At 70.5% G+C, this 21,968-nt stretch carries 18 protein-coding genes and 2 pseudogenes; 9 read left to right on the top strand and 11 right to left on the bottom strand.

Annotated elements, in window-relative coordinates:
• The first annotated feature begins 136 nt into the window (after positions 1 to 136).
• Positions 137 to 1,414 (top strand): annotated as a pseudogene (locus ACZ7LB_RS21515) (IS256 family transposase).
• A 364-nt stretch (positions 1,415 to 1,778) separates the two neighbouring features.
• Here the strand turns inward: ACZ7LB_RS21515 and ACZ7LB_RS21510 are convergent.
• Positions 1,779 to 3,572, bottom strand: coding sequence for a LuxR C-terminal-related transcriptional regulator (locus ACZ7LB_RS21510; protein ID WP_471470342.1), 1,794 nt, complete (start codon positions 3,570 to 3,572; stop codon positions 1,779 to 1,781).
• A 112-nt stretch (positions 3,573 to 3,684) separates the two neighbouring features.
• On the opposite strand from ACZ7LB_RS21510, the gene ACZ7LB_RS21505 reads away from it, so the two are divergent.
• Both ACZ7LB_RS21505 and ACZ7LB_RS21500 read left to right on the top strand, forming a co-directional pair.
• Entirely contained in the window at positions 3,685 to 4,551 is an 867-nt protein-coding gene (locus ACZ7LB_RS21505) for a nitrilase-related carbon-nitrogen hydrolase (protein WP_471470341.1), read from the top strand.
• A gap of 46 nt (positions 4,552 to 4,597) precedes the next feature.
• Positions 4,598 to 5,446 (top strand): polysaccharide deacetylase family protein, encoded by an 849-nt coding sequence (locus ACZ7LB_RS21500; RefSeq protein WP_471470339.1) that lies wholly within the window; start codon positions 4,598 to 4,600, stop codon positions 5,444 to 5,446.
• Positions 5,447 to 5,507: 61 nt separating this feature from the next.
• Here ACZ7LB_RS21500 and ACZ7LB_RS21495 read toward each other — a convergent pair whose 3' ends face one another.
• The 6 genes from ACZ7LB_RS21495 to ACZ7LB_RS21470 all read right to left on the bottom strand — a co-directional run bounded on the left by ACZ7LB_RS21495 (position 5,508) and on the right by ACZ7LB_RS21470 (position 11,959).
• Positions 5,508 to 6,611 carry a helix-turn-helix domain-containing protein gene (locus ACZ7LB_RS21495; protein WP_471470338.1) on the bottom strand — a complete coding sequence of 368 codons (1,104 nt, stop codon included), beginning with the start codon at positions 6,609 to 6,611 and terminating at the stop codon, positions 5,508 to 5,510.
• Positions 6,497 to 6,778 carry a hypothetical protein gene (locus ACZ7LB_RS21490; RefSeq protein WP_471470337.1) on the bottom strand — a complete coding sequence of 94 codons (282 nt, stop codon included), beginning with the start codon at positions 6,776 to 6,778 and terminating at the stop codon, positions 6,497 to 6,499. The genes ACZ7LB_RS21495 and ACZ7LB_RS21490 overlap by 115 nt, the downstream gene beginning before the upstream one ends.
• Positions 6,775 to 7,287: an HNH endonuclease family protein gene (locus ACZ7LB_RS21485; protein ID WP_471470336.1), complete on the bottom strand. Its 513-nt coding sequence runs from the start codon at positions 7,285 to 7,287 to the stop codon at positions 6,775 to 6,777. The genes ACZ7LB_RS21490 and ACZ7LB_RS21485 overlap by 4 nt, the downstream gene beginning before the upstream one ends.
• 212 nt (positions 7,288 to 7,499) lie before the next feature.
• Positions 7,500 to 8,150, bottom strand: coding sequence for a fasciclin domain-containing protein (locus ACZ7LB_RS21480; protein WP_471470335.1), 651 nt, complete (start codon positions 8,148 to 8,150; stop codon positions 7,500 to 7,502).
• A gap of 89 nt (positions 8,151 to 8,239) precedes the next feature.
• Positions 8,240 to 9,832, bottom strand: a complete 1,593-nt coding sequence (locus ACZ7LB_RS21475) for a sulfite oxidase (protein WP_471470399.1) — start codon at positions 9,830 to 9,832, stop codon at positions 8,240 to 8,242.
• A gap of 66 nt (positions 9,833 to 9,898) precedes the next feature.
• Positions 9,899 to 11,959: an MMPL family transporter gene (locus ACZ7LB_RS21470; protein WP_471470333.1), complete on the bottom strand. Its 2,061-nt coding sequence runs from the start codon at positions 11,957 to 11,959 to the stop codon at positions 9,899 to 9,901.
• A 396-nt stretch (positions 11,960 to 12,355) separates the two neighbouring features.
• Between ACZ7LB_RS21470 and ACZ7LB_RS21465 the strand changes: the two genes are divergently transcribed.
• Entirely contained in the window at positions 12,356 to 12,634 is a 279-nt protein-coding gene (locus tag ACZ7LB_RS21465; RefSeq protein WP_471470331.1) for a hypothetical protein, read from the top strand.
• Positions 12,635 to 12,742: 108 nt separating this feature from the next.
• Positions 12,743 to 13,159 carry an ATP-binding protein gene (locus tag ACZ7LB_RS21460; RefSeq protein ID WP_471470330.1) on the top strand — a complete coding sequence of 139 codons (417 nt, stop codon included), beginning with the start codon at positions 12,743 to 12,745 and terminating at the stop codon, positions 13,157 to 13,159.
• Positions 13,160 to 13,334: 175 nt separating this feature from the next.
• Here the strand turns inward: ACZ7LB_RS21460 and ACZ7LB_RS21455 are convergent, their stop codons facing one another.
• Positions 13,335 to 13,574, bottom strand: a complete 240-nt coding sequence (locus tag ACZ7LB_RS21455) for a chaplin (RefSeq protein ID WP_471470329.1) — start codon at positions 13,572 to 13,574, stop codon at positions 13,335 to 13,337.
• Between the two features lie 376 nt (positions 13,575 to 13,950).
• Here ACZ7LB_RS21455 and sigK point away from each other — a divergent pair, with 376 nt between their 5' ends.
• Positions 13,951 to 14,544: an ECF RNA polymerase sigma factor SigK gene (gene sigK / locus ACZ7LB_RS21450; RefSeq protein WP_471470327.1), complete on the top strand. Its 594-nt coding sequence runs from the start codon at positions 13,951 to 13,953 to the stop codon at positions 14,542 to 14,544.
• Positions 14,541 to 15,293 (top strand): anti-sigma factor, encoded by a 753-nt coding sequence (locus ACZ7LB_RS21445; RefSeq protein ID WP_471470325.1) that lies wholly within the window; start codon positions 14,541 to 14,543, stop codon positions 15,291 to 15,293. The genes sigK and ACZ7LB_RS21445 overlap by 4 nt, the downstream gene beginning before the upstream one ends.
• 272 nt (positions 15,294 to 15,565) lie before the next feature.
• Here the strand turns inward: ACZ7LB_RS21445 and ACZ7LB_RS21440 are convergent, their stop codons facing one another.
• Positions 15,566 to 16,912 (bottom strand): hypothetical protein, encoded by a 1,347-nt coding sequence (locus ACZ7LB_RS21440; RefSeq protein ID WP_471470323.1) that lies wholly within the window; start codon positions 16,910 to 16,912, stop codon positions 15,566 to 15,568.
• An 885-nt stretch (positions 16,913 to 17,797) separates the two neighbouring features.
• Between ACZ7LB_RS21440 and ACZ7LB_RS21435 the strand changes: the two genes are divergently transcribed.
• Together ACZ7LB_RS21435 and ACZ7LB_RS21430 are read left to right on the top strand one after the other, a co-directional pair.
• Positions 17,798 to 19,234: a TolB family protein gene (locus ACZ7LB_RS21435; protein WP_471470321.1), complete on the top strand. Its 1,437-nt coding sequence runs from the start codon at positions 17,798 to 17,800 to the stop codon at positions 19,232 to 19,234.
• Between the two features lie 69 nt (positions 19,235 to 19,303).
• Positions 19,304 to 19,791, top strand: a pseudogene (locus ACZ7LB_RS21430) (transposase); the annotation flags it as partial.
• A 202-nt stretch (positions 19,792 to 19,993) separates the two neighbouring features.
• Here the strand turns inward: ACZ7LB_RS21430 and ACZ7LB_RS21425 are convergent.
• Positions 19,994 to 20,869: an undecaprenyl-diphosphate phosphatase gene (locus ACZ7LB_RS21425; RefSeq protein ID WP_471470319.1), complete on the bottom strand. Its 876-nt coding sequence runs from the start codon at positions 20,867 to 20,869 to the stop codon at positions 19,994 to 19,996.
• Positions 20,870 to 21,065: 196 nt separating this feature from the next.
• Entirely contained in the window at positions 21,066 to 21,917 is an 852-nt protein-coding gene (locus tag ACZ7LB_RS21420) for a TVP38/TMEM64 family protein (protein ID WP_471470317.1), read from the bottom strand.
• Positions 21,918 to 21,968: the final 51 nt, after the last annotated feature.

Here is a 21,968-nt window from a genome sequence, read left to right as displayed (position 1 = left end):
GCCCGCGGACTCCTCCGCGTGCGGGCTCAGCGCGCCCGTCGCGATCAGCGCGAGGATCACGACGCCCAGCGCCGGGACTGTAAAACGTTCGGTGCAACTCCCGATCATGGAAGATGCATCGATGACGAGCAACAACATGACCGAGACCGAGTCCGTCGAGCCATCTGAGGCGGCGCCGGCAAAGTCGGTGGACGACCGGCTGATCGACGAGCTGGTGGGCCGGGCTCAGGCCGAGGGCCTTCGGCTGACCGGCGAGGGCGGGCTGCTCCACAGCAGCTGACCAAGCGGCTCCTGGAATCCGCTCTCGAGGGCGAGATCACAGACCATCTCAGCTATGACAAGCACGACCCGGCCGGGAAGAACGGCGGCAACTCACGCAACGGCACCCGTGCCAAGACCGTGCTCACCGACGTCGGCCCGGCCGGGACAGCCGTGCCCCGCGACCGGGAAGGCAGCTTCGAGCCGAGGATCGTCAAGAAGCGGCAGAAGCGTCTGACCGGCGTGGACGAGATGGTCATCTCGCTCGCTGCGAAGGGCCTGACCACCGGCGAGGTCCAGGCCCACCTTGCGGAGGTCTATGGCGCCGACGTATCCCGCCAGACGATCTCCACGATCACCGACAGGTCCTGGACGGCATGGCCGAGTGGCAGAACCGGCCGCTCGATGCCGTCTGTCCGGTGGTCTTCATCGACGCCATCCACGTGAAGATCCGCGACGGCGCCGTGGCCAACCGGCCGATCTACGTGGCCCTGGCCGTCACCGTTGAGGGCCGGCGCGACATCCTCGGGCTGTGGGCCGGCGACGGCGGTGAGGGCGCCAAGCACTGGATGCACATCCTCACCGAGATCAAGAACCGTGGCGTGAACGACGTGCTGATGCTGGTCTGCGACGGGCTCAAGGGCCTGCCCGAGGCGGTCGAGACGGTCTGGCCGAAGACGATCGTGCAGACCTGTGTGGTGCACCTGCTGCGGAACTCCTTCCGCTATGCCGCCCGCCAGGACTGGGACAAGATCGCTCGCCTCCTCAAGCCCGTCTACACGCGGCGACCGAGGACGCGGCCCTGGAGCGGTTCGCGGAGTTCGCCGACGCATGGGGCAAGAAGTATCCGGCGATCGTCCGGCTCTGGGAGAACGCCTGGGAAGAGTTCACCCCGTTCCTCCGGTTCGACACCGAGATCCGCCGCATCGTCTGCACCACAAACGCCATCGAGTCGGTGAACGCCCGGATTCGGCGGGCAGTCAAGGCTCGCGGGCACTTCCCGAACGAGCAGGCCGCCTTGAAGTGCGTCTACATGGCGATCATGTCGCTGGACCCGACCGGCAAGGGCCAGGCCCGCTGGACCATGCGCTGGAAGACCGCACTGAACGCCTTCGACATCACCTTCGACGGCCGCCTCTCCGCAGCCCGTCAGTAATCCTCAACCACCCTGGTTGCACCACTCGTTTGACAGACCCCCGCACGGTGCGACGAGCCGTCAGCCCCTACGACACCACGAGTTCAACCTCAGTAGTTGCGGAAATCTTTGGGTCGCCGGTCTCGACGAGTGGATTCTCACGGTGTGGCAGACAAGGCCCTCGTAGTCCCACACCTCCCTGGCGAGGCGGTCCTGGGTCATGGTGCCGTTGTCCGGCATGAAGAGGCGCACCTCGCTGGTCGCGGTGGGTTGGGCGAGGACTGCGTCGGTATTGAAGCTGAGGCCAGGGGTGCGGCTCCTTTCCTGTACCGCCCCTCGGTTCACCCGCTGTCGGCTCCGGCCCGGTCCGGAGGCGGTCGCGGTCTCAGGCCACCGGCCGGAAGGGCGCGGTGGAGTACGGCGTGGGGGCGATGATGTGATGGTGGCCGTCCTGGACCTGGTAGACGAGGTGGGCTTGCGCGATGGACGGGTCGGTCGTCTGGTCCGGGTAGACCAGGTTGGTCTGGTCGGAAGAGCCGAAATGGTAGGAGCCGTTGACCCCGCGATGGACGATGCGGCGCAGGACGCGGTTGACCTCTTCGGTGTCGTGGGGCGAGTCGCATTGTGACCATGCGGCGGCCAGTAGGTGGATCATGTCGTAGCGGATTCCCGCGCTGGACAATCCGGGTGTGCTCCCGAAGCGCCGGAGGAACCGTCGCTCGAATTGATGGGCGAAGTTGTCGCCGTACAGTCCGCTGACGGTCGCCCAGAGCATTCCCTCGGCGCGGCCGTCGGCCTGGTCGAGGAATTGGGGAACCGAGGGCGAGTACAGGGCGTACAGGAGGGTGTCGGACGGATCGCGCCGGAATTCGCGTACGAAGGCCGCCATCCGGGCCGTGGCGAAGTGGGCGATCATGACGGCGGCGGGGTCCAGGTCGCGGATCTGGCTGATGACGGTGGTCCAGTCAGGCGCGAAGGAATTGATGTGTTCGACGGCCGGCCGCCAGCCGGCTCGTTCGGCCGCTTCCATCGCGGAAGGGGTGAACGTGGTCATATCGGTGTCGTCGGTGTCGAAGACCTGGAGTCTGTTCGAGGCGGGGCGCCATGCTCCTGAGTCACGCAGCGTGGTGAGCATACGGACGAAGCCGGTTCCGTAGACGCTCTCCCGGCCGCACACCTGGAAGATGTTGCTGAACGTGTCGATCTCTTCGGCGATGAGATCGGCGGCGCTCGCCGACGTCGAATGGTGCAGTAGGGGAGAGCCCGCGGAGGCCGCAGGGAGGAACTGCGCGCTGAGTGAATCGCGGGAACGCTGGAGCGTGTATCCCGTGGTGATCGCGTCGACGTCCCCGCCGACGAGTCGTTCGATCGCGTGCTGTATCGCCCGGCCGTCCTGGATGTTGACCCGGAGCGGGATGTGCTCGATCCTGCGGCCGGCTACACCGCCGCGTTCGTTGATCTCGTCCACGGCGAGTCTGGTGCCCTGTTCCATCTTGAGGCCGTCACCGAGCCAGTCCCCGGCGGAGGGATAGACGGCGCCGATCAACAGGGGTCGCGGGCGGGTGACGCGCCGTCGTGGAGTGTCGGGGGTGGACGGGCTCCCGGGGTTGTCGCGTACCGCCGCCTCCAGCCTCAGCGGGCCGAGCGACGGGAGGCTCGCCAGCTCGCCCCGTACCGGGAGGGTGAACAGGTCACGGTCCAGCGTGATCGCTGTCGCCGCGGCGCGGCTGGTGACTCCCAGCTTGTGCAGAAGCCGCTCGACGTGGGTGGCGACCGTACGCCGGGAAACCGTCAGGCGGGTGGCGATGTCGGGGTTCGTCAGTCCGCAGGCGACCAGGGTCAGCACCTGGAGCTCACGCCCGGTGAGGCCGGAGCGTTCCTCCGGTGTGAACGGCCGGACCTCGACGTGACAGCCTCCGGACGGACGCCCGGCGGGTGCGATATGGACGCGCAGGATCTGGGGAGGGCTCGTGTCGGGCTCCTTGGGGAGTATGGCCGGGTCGGGGCCGGTGTCCCAGGCGAAACACACAGGGGCGGGCAGCCCGATGCGAGCCGCCGTGCGCAGATAGCGGGGAAGGCCGGCATGCACGGTGATTTCGCCGCGATGGCGCTCCCGGATCTCGCCCGCGCGGGACACCATGGCGATCACTGTGGAAAAACGGGGCGGATACGTGCTCATCAGGGCATCGTAACCGGGGGCTGCGTTGTCCGCTTGTCGGTCATTTGACCGACGAATTCTGGCGATTTCGCTGACAGCATGCGGGCATCGACCGGACTCGAGGGAGACCCTGATGCCCAGAATCGCCAGCTGTACTTCGGCGTTCCGTGAAGTCGCGGATTTCGAGGAGTTCGCCGTCCATCTTCGGGATCTGCTCGACCAAGCGGTCGGCGCCGACCTCGTCGTGCTGCCCGAACTGGTCACCTTCGAACTCATGACGGCCGTTCCCGGCTGGCGCGACGCTGTGGATCTGGAGCCTGTGGTCGAGACCGTACAGTTCACCGACCGGTACCGGGAACTCATGGCACGCGAGGCCGCGAGGCGCAGGCAGTACATCCTCGCCGGTTCGCATCTGGTCCGTACCGGGAATGGCGGCCTGCTCAACGTCGCTCCTCTTTTCGGGCCGGACGGAGCGCTGCTGCACGAGCACGCCAAAACCCACCTCTTCCCACTTGAAAATTCCCTCGATATCGGCGAGGGAGACGACATGGCGGTCGTGGAACTTCCCTTCGGCGTCGTCGGCGTGAATATCTGTTACGAGGCCGAGATCCCGGAGTGCTCCGCGTCGCTCGCCGAGCAGGGTGTGCAGATCGTCCTCGTCCCCTCGCTCACCATCACCGAGGCCGGGTTCTGGCGCGTCCGTCACTGCGCCGCCGCCCGCGCCATCGAGAACCAGATCTACACCGTGCACTCCGGTGTCGCCGGTCCCGCACGCGGGCCCTGGCCCGGGGCCTGGGCCCGCAGCGCAGTCCTGGGCCCGTGCGACGCGGGCTGGCCCGACAACGGGGTACTGGCCGAGACCGCCCCCAACGTCGACGCGGTCGCCGTCGCCGATGTCGATCTCCAGCGGCTCGCCGAGAACCGGAAGACGGGCGCCGCGACGACCTTTGCGGACCGCCGCCGGCGCGCGGAGCGCTACCGGGCCTGGCCCTCCCACTGAGTCCGCGTTCGGCCACCGACCATCCCGATCAAGGAGACGAGGACCCATGTCCAAACCGACCGTATGCCTGACCTTCGACTTCGACGCCATCTCCGTCTGGCTGGGCACTATGGGCCTGTCCACGCCGACGTATGTGTCGCGCGGCGAGTTCGCGGCGAACGTCGCGACCCCGCGCATCCTCGATCTGCTGGAGCGTGAAGGAGTCACGTCCACCTGGTACATCCCCGGCCTGGACGTCGACACCTACCCGGACGTGTGCAAGCGCATTCGCGACGCCGGCCATGAGATCGGCCACCACGGCTACGCCCATGAGGGGCCGACCAGCCTGGACGAAGCCGCCGAGTCCGAAGTGCTGGAGCGTGGACTCGACACTCTCGACCGGGTTCTCGGAGTCCGGCCGGCCGGCTACCGCTCGCCCGCCTTCGATCTCTCCCCGAACTCCACACGGCTGCTGTCGGACTTCGGGTTCACATACGACAGCAGCATGATGGGGCACGACTTCGAGCTGTACCGCTGCCGCACCGGCGACATCATCCACCGTGACCGGGCCGTGGAGTTCGGGCGCGAGCTGGACCTGGTCGAGGTGCCCGTCTCGTGGACCCTCGACGACTTTCCCTTCATGGAGTTCGCCCTCGCCCCGCCGATGTTGATGCCCGCCTCCACCGACGTCGAGGGGCTGGCCAACCGCTGGCTGGCAGATCTCGACTTCATGGTGGAGGAAGTTCCGCACGGGGTCTTCACCCAGACCTTCCACCCCCAGTCCATCGGCCGCGCCGGGCGCATCCGCATCCTGGAACGGATCATCCGCCGGGCCAAGGAACACGGTGCGCGGTTCTCCACCGTGAACCAGGCGGTCGGCGACTGGACCGCCCGGGCCGGCACCTGCAAAGGCTGACCCCACCGCGCACCCCGGTCGTGCGTACCGCTCCCCGAACAGCTGCGGCAGCCCCTCCGGATCACGGTCGGGGTCTCGGTGCCCACTGAAGTTCCCCCACTGAGCTGGACAGCCTGATACTGGGACGGATGATCCCGGAGGAAGCAGTCCAGGTAGTGAGTGGCAAGAGCAACATGAGCTTCTCGGGCGCCCTCGCGGAATGCGTCGTCCCGGCAGGCTCGGGCCTGCGTGTTACTTCTGCGCGGAGGGGATCCCCACCGTTCACGCCCGCCTTGCGGGCCGCGGCAATCGTGGCGGCGGACGGCCTGGTCTTGGTGAACTCGTCATGGCCGACCAGCGTCGACTTCGACTGGTTCGGCGGAGGTGGTGCCGGGCGTCTGCGGCCACTGGGTACGACTCGGCGGTCGGCAACGCCGAGAACCAGTACGTGGTCGGTGACCGGCCCGAGCAGGGCGAGGACGCGTGCCGCCCGTCCGGCCCGGGCACCTCGTACGGGCGCGTGGCCAAGGTGTCCGTGCGGGACTCGACCTCGCAGCAGTGCGGGCCCTCCGCCGTCAGCACGGCCATGTCCGTCCCCCCGGTGGTCGCGCAGCGCCGTCGTGGCCGGCCGGAGCGCGCCGGCCGGGTCGTCCCCCGGCGCGTCGGCACCGGCGGTCAGCCCCCGGTTCGCGGCGAACAGCGGATGCCCGGCGCCGTCCGCCGCGTTGGCCGCCCGCGGCGGGGGCAGGAGTTCCGCCGCCGCGCCGCCGCCGGGGGCGCCACCCGGCGCAGGGCGGCGGCCGCGGCCTCGTTCTGGGCGCGGAGGACTGCGTCGGGGGCGCCGACCGGCCACGCGTCGAGGATCGCCCGCCGCACCATGGCGGGTGGAAGTTGTGGACGGCGGCCTCCACGTCCCCCGGCCGCCGCCGCTCCGGGCGGCGCGGCGTGCCGCGAAGTACCTCGTCCAGAAGCCGCGCAGCCCGACCGCGCGGTTGGCCGCGACGCACTGGGGGACTTCCTGCCCGGGCGCGGGAACCAGGAGGACGGGGGAGGCCCCCGTGGGCTTGTGAATCAGCGGGGGGCTTCGGCTCCGCCGCCCTGGCGCACCAGGTCCAGGACGTGTGCGTGCAGGGCAGGCAGCCCCTCGGCGGGGACGGGCACGGGGCTGCCGGTGAGGCAATACCATTCGTCGGCTTCGGTGTACTGGATCGAAACGTCCGCCTGGCCGTCGGCGCGCAGGGTGGTGGCGAGGGTGAGGTCGCCGGTGATGACGCCGACGTCGTCGGTCATCGCTCCGCCGGGGCCCGCTGTGACCTCGTCCACCAGCCGCGCAGGGGTATCAGGGGTGCTCATGAGGCACAGGTTCTCAGCATGTCGCCGAGTGCGCTCTTCTCCTCCGGCGTCACCGACAGGCCGTAGCCGGCCTTCACGCCGGTCCAGGCCCGGGCGTAGACGCACCAGGTCTCCACGGCCGGCGGTTTCCAGGACTCGGTGCCCGGGTCCCCTCTGGAGCGATTCGTCGCCGCGGACACCGCCAGGAGCTGGGGACCTTCCAGGTCATTGGCGAACTTCTTCCGCTTCTCCTGGTCCCAGTCACCGGCCCCCGACCGCCAGGCATTCGCGAGGGGCACCATGTGATCGATGTCCAGGTCACCGGCCTTCGTGAACGTCTTCCCGTCGTAGAGGCTGACCCACTTCCCGGCCACGGCCCGGCACTCGGCATCCCGCTCCACATCCGTGCCCTCACGCCCCAGCACGGTCTCCCGCGTGTCACACCGCTCACCCTGCTGCGCCCAGTGCGGAAATCGGGCGTGGCTGTAGCCGGCCATCGACCGCTGCTGGGCGACCGTCAGACCGGCCAAGTCGGTGCGGGCCTGGTCTGCTGTGGGCAGGCCCGGCAGGGTCGCTCCACCGGCGGCGGGCTCACCGCCGGCGGCTCCGGGTGTCTGCGGGGCTGAAGCGGCCGGCTTGGCGTCTGGCGACCCGCCGGACTCCTCTTCCGCGGTGAGCTCGTCGCCCTTCAGGGAAGGGCGCGGGGCCACCGGCCGTTGCGGGATGACGTCCCTGGTGCGGGTTACTTGGGCATCAGGACGGTGTCGACGATGTAGACGTTGGCGTTGGCGGTCTTGACGTTGCCGCACACCACGTTGGACGTGTCGTTGACCTTGTACGCCTCGCCGGAGCCCTTCGTGGTGACCGTGCCCTTCTCCAGTGTCTCGAAGGAGCCGTTCTCCAACTGCTTGGGGGTGAGCTTCTGGCCCACGACGTGGTAGGTGAGGATCTTCGTCAGGGTGGCCTTGTCGGCGAGGACCTTGTCGAGGTCGGCCTTCGGGATCTTCGCGAAGGCGTCGTTGGTCGGGGCGAAGACGGTGATGTCCTTGGCGTTGTTCAGGGTGTCGACCAGGCCGGCCTGCTTGACCGCGGCGACCAGGGTGGACAGGGCCGGGTTGTTGGAGGCGGCGGTGGCGACCGGGTCCTTGGCCATGCCGTCGAAGGAACCGGCACCCTCCTTGGGCACCCCGGCACAGGCCGGGCCGAAGGGCTGGTCGCCGGTCATCGAGTCGCCCGCGGGGGTGCTCTCTCCGGTCTTGGCCTGGTCGCCAGCGGCTGCGGTGGGGGCGGCCTTGGTGTCGCTGCCGGAGTCGGAGCACGCGGCCAGGGAGAAGGGCAGCAGGGCGGCTGCGGCGACGGCGATCGCGGTACGGCGGATCTTCATGCTGTTCATGATCGATTGCTCCTTGGGGGCTTTTCCATAAAGGGATTGCAGGAAGCTGGTTGTGCTGCCGGAGTCGCCCTGGGGGCCGGTCCGGTGGTCTAGGGGACGGTGACGAAGACGCTGTGCCAGCCGCTCGCTCCGTCGGGGATGGTCCGTGTGCGCTGTTCGGTCTGGATCTGGCCGGTGCCGTCGGTGGCGCGGACGGTGATCGTGTGGCCGCCGGGGGCGGCATTCCAGGGGTAGGACCACTGGCGCCAGGTGTCGATGCCTGCCTGCGGGGCGAGGCCGGCGTCCTGCCACGGGCCGTCGTCGATACGGACTTCGACGCGGGTGATGCCGCGGTGTTGGGCCCAGGCGACACCTGCGATGGTGACGGTGCCGGCGGCGGGGCGGGCGAACGGCTTGGGGGTGTCGATCCGGGCCTGGGTCTTGATCGGTGCCTTCCGCGCCCACTTGCGCTTGACCCAGTACGGGTCGTAGGCGTCGAAGGTGGTGAGCTCGATGTCGGTGACCCATTTGCAGGCCGACACGTACCCGTACAGGCCGGGTACGAGCATGCGGACCGGGAAGCCGTGATCGAAGGGCAGGGGTTCGCCGTTCATGCCGACGGCGAGCATCGCGTCGCGGCCGTCCATGACCTCCTCGACCGGCGATCCGAGCGTCATCCCGTCGACCGAGCGCGCCACCAGCTGATCGGCCTTGCCTCCCTTGGACGGGGGCCGTACTCCGGCCTCCTTGAGGAGGTCGGCCAGCGGCACGCCGAGCCAGCGCGCGGTGCCGATGTAGGGGCCGCCGACCTCGTTGGAGACACAGGTCAGGGTGATGTCGCGTTCGATCAGGGGTCGTGCCAGGAGCTCATCGAGGCTGAAGGTGCGGGGCCGGGTGACGCCCTTGCCGTGGATGCGCAGTCGCCATGTCCCGGCGTCGATCTTGGGGACGGTCAGGGCGGTGTCGACGCGGTAGAAGTCGGCGTTGGGGGTGGTGAAGGGGCTGATGTCGGCGACCTTGAGCTGGACGCCTGCGGGGAGTGCGGGTGCCGGGGAGGCAGGGGCGGGCAGGAGCAGGCTGTTGCGCAAGGCGGCTGCACCTTGGCCTTGGCGGCCGGTGACGTACCGGCCCAGGGCCCCGGCAGATGCCGCCGCCACCGCGGTCACGCCGGCCGCGGCGAGGAAACCGCGCCTGTTCCAACCTTCAGTGGCTTCCTGCCAGTCCGCGACGGCAAGGACCGTGGCGGGCACGGCTTTCGACGCAAGGGCATAGAGGGCGATGGCCCCTGTAAGGGCTCCGGCGATCGAGGGCAGCGCGTCGCCGATGCCGGTGGAGTCGGGTCGGCTGAGTGCTGCAGCGGAGCCGACGATTCCGAACAGCAGCACGCCTGCGGCGCCGACCCACCGGTAGGACAGGGCGAGGATGCCGAGGCCGACGGCGATGAGGGCGAGGATGGCGAGGATTCCGAGCTGCAGGACGGTCTTGTCGTTCTCTCCGAAGGTGCGGATGGCGAAGTCCTTCACCGCGGCGGGCGTCCGGTCGATCACCGCACCACCGACAACCGTCACCGGGCCGGCCGCAGGCCGCACCAGGCCGGCGACCAGCTCGGCCACGGCCAGCGCCGTGAACGCCGCCAGAAGGCCGGCCAGTGCACCCCGTGCGGCGCGGGAGAGGATGGTTCGGAAACTGCTCACACCCCGGATTCGGCAGCCCCCGACCGGAGGATTGGTCCGACCTCCGAAAGAGTGAAGAGAGCGCGGGTGTTGCCGTCACGGCACCGGTGTCGAGGCGGTGGTGAGCCCGGGTTCGCCCGTGTGCGGGGACGGGCCGATCCGGGGGCGGGAGAGGTCTGCGGGCAGGTGGGTGGGCCACCAGATGCGGGGTCCGAGGTCGAGGATGAGGGCGGGGACGAGGAAGAGGCGTACGAGGAGGGTGTCGATCAGCACGCCGATGGCGACGATGCAGCCGATTTGTGCGAGGTAGAGCAGGGGCATCACGGTCAGGGCGGAGAAGGTGGCGGCGAGGATGAGTCCGGCGGCGCTGATGACGCCGCTGGTGGTTGCCAGTGCCTGGTGCACCCCGGCGGTGGTGCCGCGGTGGAGGGCTTCGGCGCGGATGCGGTGGACGAGGAAGATGTTGTAGTCCACGCCGAGGGCGACGAGGAAGACGAAGGAGAACAGCACTACGGCCGGCTCGGTGGCGGCACTGCCGATGACCAGCTGGAGAACGAGCGCGGCGGCCCCGAACGCGGTGAGCAGGCTGATCCACGCGGCCGCGACCAGGAGCAGGGGCAGCAGCAGGCAGCGCAGCAGAACGATCAGGACGGCCAGGACGACGGCCAGCACCAGCGGCATGATCAGACGGTGGCCGCCGACGGATGCCTCGTGGAAGTCGGTGAGCTGCGCGCTCTGCCCGCCGACCAGCGCCCCGGTTCCGGCCAGCGAACCGCGCAGCCGGAGCACCGTGGCACGGGCTTGGGCGCTGTCCGGGGCGTGCGCCAGCGTCGCCACTACTTGTGTCGTCTTCTCAGGTCCGCTTTGGACGGCGGTGGCCGCAACGCCGGGCGTCGCGGCAGCCTTCTCGCGTACTTCGGGCGTGTGGGTGGCGGGCGCGATGATGATCAGGGGGCTGGGAGTTCCGGCGGGGAAGTGGCGTGCGAGGACGTGCTGCCCGGTAACGGAGGGTGAACCGGCCGGCAGGGCCTGGTGCAGGGGGACGCCGCTCTGCGCGAGGAGCGGGGCGCAGGCCGCTCCCGCGGCGAGCAGCACCAGGCAGCCCGCCCACACCCTGCGGGGCCGGCACTCGATGGCACGTCCCGCTTTCGTCCGCCGACCGTCTTCTCCCGTCTGCGACGCGGCGGGACGCAGGGCTCGCCGTCCGCACACAAGGAGGAGGGCGGGGAGGAAGGTCAGGGATACGCTGGCGCAGCAGGCCATGGCGATCGCCAGGGCCGGTCCCAGCGTCTGCTCGGCGGGCAGGTCGCTGAAGGTGAGGGTCATCATGGCGCAGGCGATGGTTGCTGCGCTGGCCAGGATCGGGGGTGCGGTGGCGCGGCATGCGGCTTTCATCGCCTGCGCGGCGTCGGGCTGTTGGGCGAGTTCTTCGCGGTGGCGGGCGGCCAGCAGGAGGGCGTAATCGGTGCTCGCGCCGATCACGAGGACGAACACGATGCCCTGCGTCTGGCCGTCGATCGCCAGCCAGCCCGGCCGGGCCAGCGCATACAGGACCGCGCAGGCTGCGGCCAGCGCCACCAGGGAGCCGGCGATCACCAGCAGCGGCATCACCAGGCTGCGGTAGACGGCGAGCAGGATCAGCAGGACCCCGGCGAGGGTGACCGCCAGCAGCATGCTGTCGGTCTTCGCGAACGCGCCGTCGAGGTCGGCCTGCGCGGCGGCCGGGCCCGCCAGATGTACGTGTGTTCCGTCGACGGTGGTGGCCGCCTGCCGGATGGCCTTCAGCTGCGTGGCCAGGTCGGACGGCCCGGCGGCGATCACGGCCGTCAGTGCCCGGCCGTCCGCAGCCAGGACCGGGACGGCGGCGGAGCTGGCCAGGCGGGTGGTGACCTGACGGACCGCCTGCCGCTGGGCGGCGGTTATCTGCTCGCCGCCCTTGCGCGGGGTCCAGATCACCGCGAGGGGCAGCGGATTGTCCTGCGCGGTCGGGTTGAGCAGGCGGGCGACCCGGGCGGACTCGGCGCCGGCCGGCAGCTGGACCGCCTGGCTGGAGGGAGCCACCTCGCCCAGACGCATGGTGTACGGGCTGGCGGCTACGGCGAGGGCCAGCCACAGCAGGAGCACGGCCAACGGGCCTGCCCGATGGAACTTCCGCACCACGGGGGCGCCTTCCGATCGCGGCGGTCGAAGTCGCCCGGCGGCCCTGCGGAAGCCCGCAGACCCCCATCCGGGACGGGTGTACGGGGGTGGTTCGACACCACGCCGGGAGGGGGATGGGGTGGGCTGCCTGATGTCACCCGACCGGGCGACTCTCACTGTTTGCGCCAAAGGCGCAATCCTTGGCCGGTTCGTCCTGAATCCTTCGCGTGAGGCTCCTGAAGGGGCCCGCAGCACACCGATTCCGCGATCGACTGGATTCAAGGGAGGTGAGTGCGATGACCGTATCCGTGAACGTGCGCAGGCTGGTGGCAGGGGCCGCGTCGGCCGGTCTGCTGGCCGGCGCGGCCGTGCTGCGTGGCCGCAACGGCTAACGCGGCACCAGCGCCGTCCGCGGTGACGTCGGCGGTCACCGGTGACCGGGACCACCGGCACGACTCGTGGGACCGCCATGAGCGGTGCGACTGGGTTAAGGGCCACTGGGCTCAGAAATGGGTCAAGGGTCACTGGGAATGGAAGTGGCACCAGGGCACCTGGCACCACGGCTACCAGGACCACCACGGTAAGTGGCACGACGGATGGTGGGGCAAGGGCTACCGGAAGCAGCGCTGGGTGCCCGGCCACTACGTCAACCACTGGGTTCCCGGCCACTGGAACTGCCACGACAAGCGGTAGCCCGTGCAGGGCCGTCGTGGGGTTCCGGAACCACCGGAACCCCACTCTGTTGCCTCCCAGCTTTCCGGCCCGCCCAGGAGCGGGTGCGGGTGTCGCCGATCGTGAGGAATGATCACGGTCACCGCAATCGCGTCCTGCGGGTGCCCGTCCACCATGCATCTCCCGCTCCCGGCGGGTGCCCCGGCTGCCCGGCACGCCCGTCAGAACGTGGCACGGATGCTGGCCCTGGAGCCGGCTGTCTGCCCGCGTGCGGTGGCCGAGGATCTTCTCCTCATCGTCTCCGAGCTGGTCACCAACGCCGTACTGCACGCGCACGGCCCCTACGCGCTCACGGTGAGCCTGGAGCCGGGACGGGCGGGCATCGCCGTCGCCGTCGCCGACGGCTCCGGCGACATGGCGGCCCGATCCCCTGATGAGGGGACGCGGCGGATCGGGCCGGGCGGCCGCGGCCTGAAGATCGTCCGTGCTCTGGGTGCGGATCTGTTCGTCAGCCGTTCGGACCGGAGGAAATGGCAGGCCCAGTGAGAGAAGAGGTACTGCGGGTGGCTGTGCCGACAGCCACCCGCGGCCGACCCGCCCGGCAGCGGTTTCGCACGCGGCGCGTACCCAGGGCCGCGCTGCGCCCGCGCCGGGGCGGGTCACCGGCCGGTGTCTTCCCGTCTTGACGGCGCCTGACCGGAGCTGTGCCCGCGGCAGACGGTCAGGTGTTGATGCAGGTGTTGCCGAAGGACGGGTTCAGCAGCCCGAGGACGCTGACGGTGTTGCCGCAGGCGTTGACCGGGATGTGGATCGGTACCTGGACGAGGTTGCCCGAGAGCACGCCCGGCGAGCCCGCGGTCAGGCCCTGCGCGCCCGCGTCGGCGGATGCCACCGACGCGCCCGCCACCACGACCGCGCCGGCCGCCAGGGCCACTGCCAGGCCTCGTCGCACACGCAGCATGTCCATGTACCTCCCGTGAGGGTGTCCGGACGCGCGGAGGTCCCGCGCGTCCGGTGAGGAAGCCCGTGAACACCTTCGGGATCCCTCACGACCGGTCTTCGCCGCCGTAGCCCGACCGGCTTGCCCGAGGGGGCCGGGTTCCCTCCAACGGGTCACTCCCGGTGCGTGGAGGTGACGAAGTGGCCTCCCATCCGCAGGCCTGTCGGCTACGAAGAACAGGCGAATCACGCACAGGTTTCCAAGGCCGGACCGCCCCCTGGGCGGTCCGGTCCCGCACCAGCGACGACACAAGGACCGGCATGCGATGGATGCCCCGCCCCCCGACGGCCGCCCCAGGCCGCCGCTTCGCCTTCTCTCCACGGCCGGAGCCCCGCAGGTGAACCAACCGATCCCCTTCAACACCGGCCGTCCCTCCGACCCTGCCCGCCGCGACCTCACCGAGACCATGCAGAAGGTCGCCCACGGCGACAAACAGGCCTTCTCCGTCCTGTACGACGCTCTGGCACCGATGGTCTTCGGAATCGTGATCAAGGTCGTCCGCGACCGTGCGCAGTCCGAGGAGGTCGCCCAAGAGGTCATGATCGACCTGTGGCGCCAAGCCGCCCGCTACCGCCCCGACGCCGGCTCCGTCACCACGTGGGCGGCCACCATCGCCCACCGGCGGGCCGTGGACCGGGTCCGCTCCGCCCAGGCCGCCACCGACCGCGAGCACGCCCAGGCGGCCCGCGAACACACCACCGCCTTCGACGAGGTCGCCGAACAGGTCGAAACACGGCTCGACTCCGAGCAGGTACGCCGCTGTCTGCGCGGCCTGACCGAACTGCAGCGTCAGGCGGTGGCCCTGGCCTACTACCAGGGGCTGACCTACCGTGAAGTCGCCGAAGCCCTGCGCACACCGCTTCCGACCATCAAGACACGCATGCGCGACGGGCTCATCCGGCTCCGCGACTGCATGGGGGTGACCACATGAACCACCACGCCACCGACGCCCACACCCTCGCCGCCGCCTACGTCCTCGGCGCACTCGAAGACGACGAACGAGCCGCTTTCGACGCCCACCTTCAAGCCTGTGAGGCATGCCGGCAGGAAGCCGCCGAACTCGAAGCGACCGCGGCACGCCTGGCCGCAGCCGTCGCACAGCCGCCACCCGCCGTGATCAAGGCGCAGGTCATGGCCGCCATCGACGGGGTCCGCCAGCTTCCGCCGCGTGTTCCCACGCACACCGCCACGCCCTCTCCCGGTGATGGCATGCTGCGGCGCAAGGCTGTGCCGCTCGCCCTGGCGGCCAGCGTGGCTGCCGCCGCACTCGGCGGCATCGCCGTGTGGCAGACGCAGAACGGACAAGACCTCAAGGCCCAGGCCCGCCAGGCCCAGCAGCGACTCGACACGATCAGCACGGTTCTGGCCGCACCCGATGCGCGCACCGTCCACGGGCGGGCCGCCAACGGCGCGCTGACCACGGTGGTCGCTTCCGACCGGCAGAACAAGGCGGTTTTCACCGCCGCCAACCTCCCCACACCAGGGGCGGGCAAGACGTACCAGCTGTGGCTCGACCACGACGGCACCATGCGCCCCGCCGGGCTCATCGACCACGACGGCACCGTCATCCTCACCGGCAACCCCGCCGACGCCGGCGCCGTCGGCCTCACCCTCGAACCCGCCGGAGGTTCCCCCCAGCCCACCACCGACCCGCTACTCCTGATGCCCCTTCCCGCCTGATCCTCCCGACCGCCGCCGTCCGCGGGCGCCCGCACCGAGCAACGAATCGAGATACCACATGGCCCACCCCCCCCAAGATCGGGGACACCGTCGGCGACTTCCAGCTGCCAGGCCACTTCCTGGTGGGCGTGGACGGCTCCTGCGGGGCAGTGGGGCACCCCGGACGGCGGTGGGTGGAACTCACCCGTGCGGAGCCGGCCAGACCCGCCTGACCTGTCACCCGGGAGCGTGCCCGGGGCGGCCAGCGAGCGGCGCAGCTGCCCGGCCGCCCGTCAGCTGTTCTTCAGGGAGCGGATGTAGACCTGCCAGTCGGAGCTCCTCCTGCCGTCCGGGACCAGGTCGGAGTTGGTGTCGCTGAACAGCACCGTCCTGCCGTTGTCGGTCACGAAGAGGCTGGCCGCGGCGCCGGCCAGCGGCGTGCCGTCGGGGGCCCCGGTGACCAGTTCGGTGCGCCCGGTCCGGAGGTTCTGCCGGTACAGGTCGAAGCGCGCCTGGCCGGCCCGGATGATCGTGTCGGAGCAGCCGCCGGCGAAGTAGATCCACCGGTCGTCGGCCGTGATGGCCGCGTCGGGCTCCCCCCAGCAGATCGCGTCCGGGTTGGTGGAGGTCCGGATGCTCTGGACCCGGTTCGTCCGCAGGTCGTTGACGAAGAGCTCGGTACGGGCCTTGCCGCCCGGCAGCGGGATCGCACTGAGGGCGTAGGCGACGTAGCGGCCGTCGGGACTGAGACGGATGGTCGGGGCCGCCGCGCCGGGCGTCCCGTCGGGGTCGAGGCCCGCGACGACGGTGGTGCCGCTGTCGAGGTCGGTGGCGTAGAGGGTGGTGAAGCGCAGCCGGGCCAGGTCGGCGGTGGCGCCGTCCGTCGCCGGCAGGAGGTTCCTGGCCTTGGAAGTGAAGCCGACCGTCCGGCCGTCGGCGCTGATCGTCGGGTGCTCCGAGTCGCCGCTGGCGGCCTGCCCGTCGGCTCCGACGCTGACCAGGCGGGTGGCGCCGGTGACGCGGTCGATGACGTAGACGTTCCGCGTGTTCGGCGCGACGGGCGCCCCCGGCACGAGATCGGTGCGGGTCGACATGAAGACGATGCGCCGGCCGTCCGCGCTGATGGCCGGCTCGTAGGAGTGGCCCGTGCCGGACGCGGTGCCGTTGGTGACGGCGCTGGTGCGGCCCTTCACCCGGTCGCGGACGTAGACGTTGTACGCCCCGTTCACCTCGGCGGAGAACACGATGTAGCGGCCGTCGCCGCTGATGCCCGCCTCATCGGGGTCCGGGGGGAACGGGGCGCCGTCGGCAGTGCGGCTGACCAGCTCGGTGCGGCCGGTCCGCAGGTCGCGGACGTACAGCCCGCGGCCGGAGGTCGCGTCCGGCACCAGGTTCGTCGCGGCCGAGTGGAACAGCGCGTAGCGGCCGTTGCCGCTGATGCCCAGGCTCATGGACTGCTGGTTCGCCCCGGCGCCGTCCACGCCGAGGTCGACCTGGGTGATGCGGCCCCACGACGGAGCGGCCTGGGCCGGTGCGGCGGTGACGGTGACGGTGACGGCGGCGGCCACGGCGAGCAGGCAGGCGGCGCGCGCCAGTCGGCGGCTGCGGGTCGTACGGGCGGTTCGGTTCGTCGGTCGCACGGTGTGCGTCCTCCCCTGACGTCGATACGGCCCGCCGCTACTCCCCGTGGGTGGGCCCCGGGGAAGAGGTAAGCGTCGGACGCCGCCCACGGTCAACGGTTCGGATGGAAACCGGCCGGGAATATACCGTGGAGCCCTGGACGGATCATCCATCCAGGGCTCCACGACTACGGCCCCAACATCACCCTGACAAGCCGAAGTCAGTGGAGGCTCCCGGCTGCGGCCCCGTCCTGCTGGACCGGGAGCCTGGCGGGTCTTGGCCGCCGCGGTGAGTGAAGAACCGCCGAAGTAGGCCATTGGGCACGGTCTTCTCGCAGCCAGGACCAGACGCTGGCGCAGGCGGGGCCCCTGGGCGCTGGTTGCGAGGACCTGTTCCGTCAGCTCGGACGTGGTGGCCCCGCAGGCCCGCAGGCTTACAGCCCGCGGGCTGCGCACCACCACGCGACGGCGGATCCCTCAGCAACTGCGCCCAGCTCCTGGCCGTCGTTCATTCCGGAGAAGAGCGGTCTCGGGGCGGTGTGCCCGGCGGGGCCGACGGCCAGGTCCCGGTGGGGCTTCTCGGCGATCCGCCGGCCGGATGACTGAGCCTCACTGCAGCTGAGACGTCACCGATGGGTCTTGAACGTCCCGGCTGAACGGGCTGCTGTCGGCTCCACTGTCGTTACGAGCGCACGCCCGAGCGCCCTCACCCTCGCCGCCATCGTGACCGGCCCACCACCTACCGGCTTCTCGTCAAGTGGAGAATTACGTACGGCCGGTGATGTCCTTTCTGGCCACTTTCGTCACCTCCGTTGACCGCTGCCGCCGCTCGCGGCTTGGCTGTCCCCCGTGCCCGCCGCCGGGGAGAGGAAGCGGCGGGCCCTTCACGAGGGGGGAATGACTGTCATGCAACCGATCACTCGAGCCGGCAGGGCCAATGGGGGCCGTCGGCTGACCGCCGCCGGAGTCGGAGCCGTCCTGGCCACCGCCGCCGTGCTCGCCCTGGCCGCCGCTCCGGCCCAGGCCGCCCCGGCGCCGCGCGGCACCACCAGCCAGGCCGACGTCGGCCTCGACGGCGCCAAACCGAACGGCGGGGGCTCGAGTCTCGGCGTCAGCGCCGACGGCCATTACGCACTGTTCACCTCGGACGCCGACAATCTGGTCGCACAGCCCTCCACGGACGAACAGGTGTACGTCCGGGACCTGCGCCACGGCCGCACCGAACGGATCAGCGTGCTCACCGACGGCACCCCAATGGGGAGCCACGACGGAGTGATCAGCGCGAACGGCCGCTACGTCGCCTTCACCAGCCTCGACCTCACCCCGGTGGACGGCCACAAGCCCATCGGGGACGCCAACATCTACGTCCGTGACCGCCGGACCGGCCGCACCGAGCTGATCAGCGCCGGCAACGGCACGGTCGACCATTCCAAGTACACGGCCGACAGCCCGTCCATCAGCGCGAACGGCCGCTACGTGGCCTTCGCCTCCACCCGCACCGACCTGCTGCCCGCCAACAAGACCCCCTCACTGAAACCGCACCCCCAGCCCTACGACATCTACGTGACCGACCGCTGGACCCACACCACCCGGATGATCAGCACCACCGCGGACGGCTCGCCCTACAACGGCAAATCCACCAACCCGACCATCAGCGCCGACGGCCGCACGATCGGCTTCAGCTCCACCGCCACCGAACTGCTCCCGGTACCCGAGGGCCCGACCGACCCGGAGGACCCGACCGACCCGACCGACCCCGAGTCCGGGCAGGACCTCACGGTGGCGCGTCTCGCCGGGTACTACGTCCGCGACCTGGCGACCGGCACCACCCGCGTCGCCGCCACCAACCCGGCCGGCGTACCCGCCCGGGCCGCCCTCGACGCCGTCATCAGCCCGGACGGGCGGACCGCCCTCTACTCGCTGTCCACGCCCAGCGCGCCACCCCGCAAGACCAACCATCTGGAGCTCTACGCCCGCAACCTGCGCACCGGCACCGTGAAGCTGGTCAGCACCCCGCTCCCCGGAACCGGCACGACCGGCGACTCCCACCAGGGCGCCATCACCGCGGACAACCGCTGGGTCTACTTCGCCTCCCGCGCCGACAACCTGGTGGCCGGCCCGCAGCAGAGCACGGACGTCTACCGCCACGACCTGCGCACCGGGCGTACCGAACGGGTGGCCACCACCCCGCGCGGCTCGATCGGCAACGGCACATCGAGCACGCCGTTCGTCGATGCCCGCGGCACCACGGTGGTCTTCGAATCCTCCAGCGGCAACCTGCTGCCCGGCAGCGACGTGGAGAACGGCCGCTACCACGTCTTCGCCCGCAACATCCGGCACTAGAAGACTCATGAAGATCTTGGGTTCTGGCCCTGCCGCGTGAGCGGTGGGGCCAGACTCCTTCTTGTGGTGATGGGGGAATGGGCCGGGGAGGCGGTCGGGCCGGATGTGTGGGAGACCTGCCGGGAGTTGATCCCGGCGGGGAGTGTGTTCGCATTCCTGGCCGAGCATCGCGGTGCGCTGTTCCCGGCGGAGACGTTCGCGGACATGTACCCGTCGGCGAACGGGCGGCCCAGCATGCCACCGCAGATTCTGGCCGCGACGATCACGTTGCAGGCCCTGCACGGGCTGTCGGACTTCGAAACGGTCCAGGAACTGCGGTGTGACCCGCGGTGGAAGGCCGCGTGCGGGCTGGGCTTTTCTATGACATGGCGTTCGCCCCGTCCCTGCTGGCCTACTTCCGCCGCCGTCTTTCCCGCTCGGTGCGGCCCAACCGGGTCTTCGAGGCGGTGCGCGAGGTGGTGAAGGCCACCGGGGTCCTCAAGGGCAAGCACCGGCGGGCGCTGGACTCCACCGTGCTGGACGACACGGTCGCCACGCAGGACACCGTCACCAGATTGTCGCCCCTCTGTACGGGAGGGCCCGCGCTGCTGCACGGGCCCTCCTGCGTCATCCCCTGCTTTGCGGACGCACACGTCCTAGTGGGGCGTATCCCGGCTCCCCAGTGGGAGATGAGTGGGAGACAAGTGGGAGATGATCATGGCGTGGTGCTGCAATCAGGCGCCAGGAAATGCTCGACAGCGCTACCTGTACGGCCCTGGTTCAGCCGCCGGATTCGCCCGCGTGCGGGCTCAGCACACCGGCTCCCACCAGCACGAACAGCAGGATGCCGAGGGCGATCCGGTACCAGACGAACGGCATGAAGCTCTTGGTGGAGATGAACTTCATGAACCACGCGATGACCGCGTACCCGGAGGCGAAGGCGACGACCGTCGCGAACAGCGTCGGTCCCCAGGACACATGGCCGCTGCCCATGGCGTCCTTCAGCTCGAACAGCCCGGAGGCGAGCACCGCGGGGATCGCCAGCAGGAACGAGTACCGGGCGGCGGCCTCGCGGCGGTACCCCATGAACAGGCCGCCGCTGATGGTCGCCCCGGAGCGGGAGACACCCGGGATCAGCGCCATCGCCTGGCAGGCGCCGTAGATCAGGCCGTCGCGCACGCCGATGTCCGTCAGCTCCTTGCGCCGACGGGGCGCGCGGTGCCGGCCGCCCTGCTCGTCGCGGGCCGCGAGCCGGTCCGCGACGCCGATGACCACACCGACGACGATCAGCATGGTCGCGGTCAGCCGCAGATCGCGGAACGGGCCCTCGATCTGGTCCTTGAGGGTCAGGCCGAGCACCCCGATCGGGATGGAGCCGACGATCACCAGCCAGCCCATCCGGGCGTCCGGGTCGCGGCGCATCGAGCGGTCGGTGAGCGAGCGCGTCCAGGCGGCGAGGATGCGCCCGATGTCCTTGCGGAAGTAGATGAGGACGGCCGCCTCGGTGCCGATCTGGGTGATGGCCGTGAAGGCCGCCCCGGGGTCGTGCCAGCCGGAGAACGCCGCGGTCAGCCGCAGGTGCGCGCTGGAGGAGACGGGAAGGAACTCGGTCAGCCCCTGGACGAGTCCGAGGACGAGGGATTCAAACCAAGACATGGAGTTAAGGAGTCCAAGTGCCGATCGAGGAACGGACGACGGGCACACCCGGACGGCGCACAAGCGTGCGTCCAGGCGTGTCGAGGGGCAGCGTAGCGCCCGAAAGTAAAGACGGGGCCACGGGGGTGAACGGGTCCCGCGGCCCCCTGCCCGGCCGGGTCACCGGCCGCCGTCCGGGGTGTGCCGGGCGCCGCCGTCAGTGCCCACGCAGCCGGTGCCGCTTGCGCCAGGCCACCGCGGCGCCGGCGATGCCCGGCAGCGCGATGCAGGCCAGCGCGATCAGGAAGGCGGGGGAGGTCGGTGTCGAGGCGCGGGACCCGGCGACCACGTAGGCGGCGGTGTTCGGTACCGAGCCGAGGGCCGTGGCCAGCAGGAACGGCGGCAGGCCCATCCGCGAGACGGCCGCGCAGTAGTTGACCGCGACGAAGGGCACGCCCGGGAAGAGCCGCGCCGCCAGTACCGAACGGAAGCCGTGTTCGCTGAGCTGCCCGTCCGCCGCTCTCAGCCACCGCCCCCGCAGCAGCGGGCGCAGCGCCTCCTGGCCCAGTACCCGGCCCAGGCAGAAGGCGGTCCCGGCGCCGAGCACCGTGCCCGCGAGCGCGGCGGCGAGGCCCAGTTGCGAGGCGAACAGCGCCCCGGCGGCCAGGTTCAGCAGCGGGCGCGGCACGAAGGCCACGGTGCACAGCCCGTACGCCAGCGCGAAGGCGAGGGCGGCGGCGGCTCCGCCGAGGTGCGGCGGCCAGCCCCGGGTCAGCATGTCCTGCGGCTGGAACAGCACCACGGCGGTGGCGGCCGACGCGAGCAGGACGACCAGCAGCGACAGCCGGGACCAAGGGGAGAGCAGCGCTCTCGTCACTCGGGCGGCCGGACCGGCGGTGGCTCCGGCGCACGGCCCGGTGACGGCGGCGGGGCCGCCCGCGGTGGCGACGGGGCTTCCGGCGGTGCCGGTCATCGTCGCCGTGATGGTGGTGGTGACGGAGAACCCCGTCCCGGCGGTCCGGGGAGAGACCGCGGCGGTGCCCCCAGAGCGGGTGGTGGCATCGAGCATCCGGTGACAGTAACCGACATCCGTGTGTGATCGCCGTATGGTGCCGCGCCG

The organism is Streptomyces sp. NPDC107521, assembly GCF_055598485.1.
This window is presented reverse-complemented; position numbering and strand designations above follow the sequence as displayed.

Coding starts and splice junctions, on each gene's coding strand:
- ACZ7LB_RS21455 (WP_471470329.1), bottom strand. CDS start 13,574: ATGCTGCGTGTGCGACGAGGCCTGGCAGTGGCCCTGGCGGCCGGCGCG.
- ACZ7LB_RS21480 (WP_471470335.1), bottom strand. CDS start 8,150: ATGAACAGCATGAAGATCCGCCGTACCGCGATCGCCGTCGCCGCAGCC.
- ACZ7LB_RS21420 (WP_471470317.1), bottom strand. CDS start 21,917: ATGCTCGATGCCACCACCCGCTCTGGGGGCACCGCCGCGGTCTCTCCC.
- ACZ7LB_RS21505 (WP_471470341.1), top strand. CDS start 3,685: ATGCCCAGAATCGCCAGCTGTACTTCGGCGTTCCGTGAAGTCGCGGAT.
- ACZ7LB_RS21425 (WP_471470319.1), bottom strand. CDS start 20,869: ATGTCTTGGTTTGAATCCCTCGTCCTCGGACTCGTCCAGGGGCTGACC.
- ACZ7LB_RS21510 (WP_471470342.1), bottom strand. CDS start 3,572: ATGAGCACGTATCCGCCCCGTTTTTCCACAGTGATCGCCATGGTGTCC.
- ACZ7LB_RS21445 (WP_471470325.1), top strand. CDS start 14,541: ATGAACCACCACGCCACCGACGCCCACACCCTCGCCGCCGCCTACGTC.
- ACZ7LB_RS21460 (WP_471470330.1), top strand. CDS start 12,743: ATGATCACGGTCACCGCAATCGCGTCCTGCGGGTGCCCGTCCACCATG.
- ACZ7LB_RS21435 (WP_471470321.1), top strand. CDS start 17,798: ATGCAACCGATCACTCGAGCCGGCAGGGCCAATGGGGGCCGTCGGCTG.
- ACZ7LB_RS21500 (WP_471470339.1), top strand. CDS start 4,598: ATGTCCAAACCGACCGTATGCCTGACCTTCGACTTCGACGCCATCTCC.
- ACZ7LB_RS21490 (WP_471470337.1), bottom strand. CDS start 6,778: ATGAGCACCCCTGATACCCCTGCGCGGCTGGTGGACGAGGTCACAGCG.
- ACZ7LB_RS21495 (WP_471470338.1), bottom strand. CDS start 6,611: ATGGTATTGCCTCACCGGCAGCCCCGTGCCCGTCCCCGCCGAGGGGCT.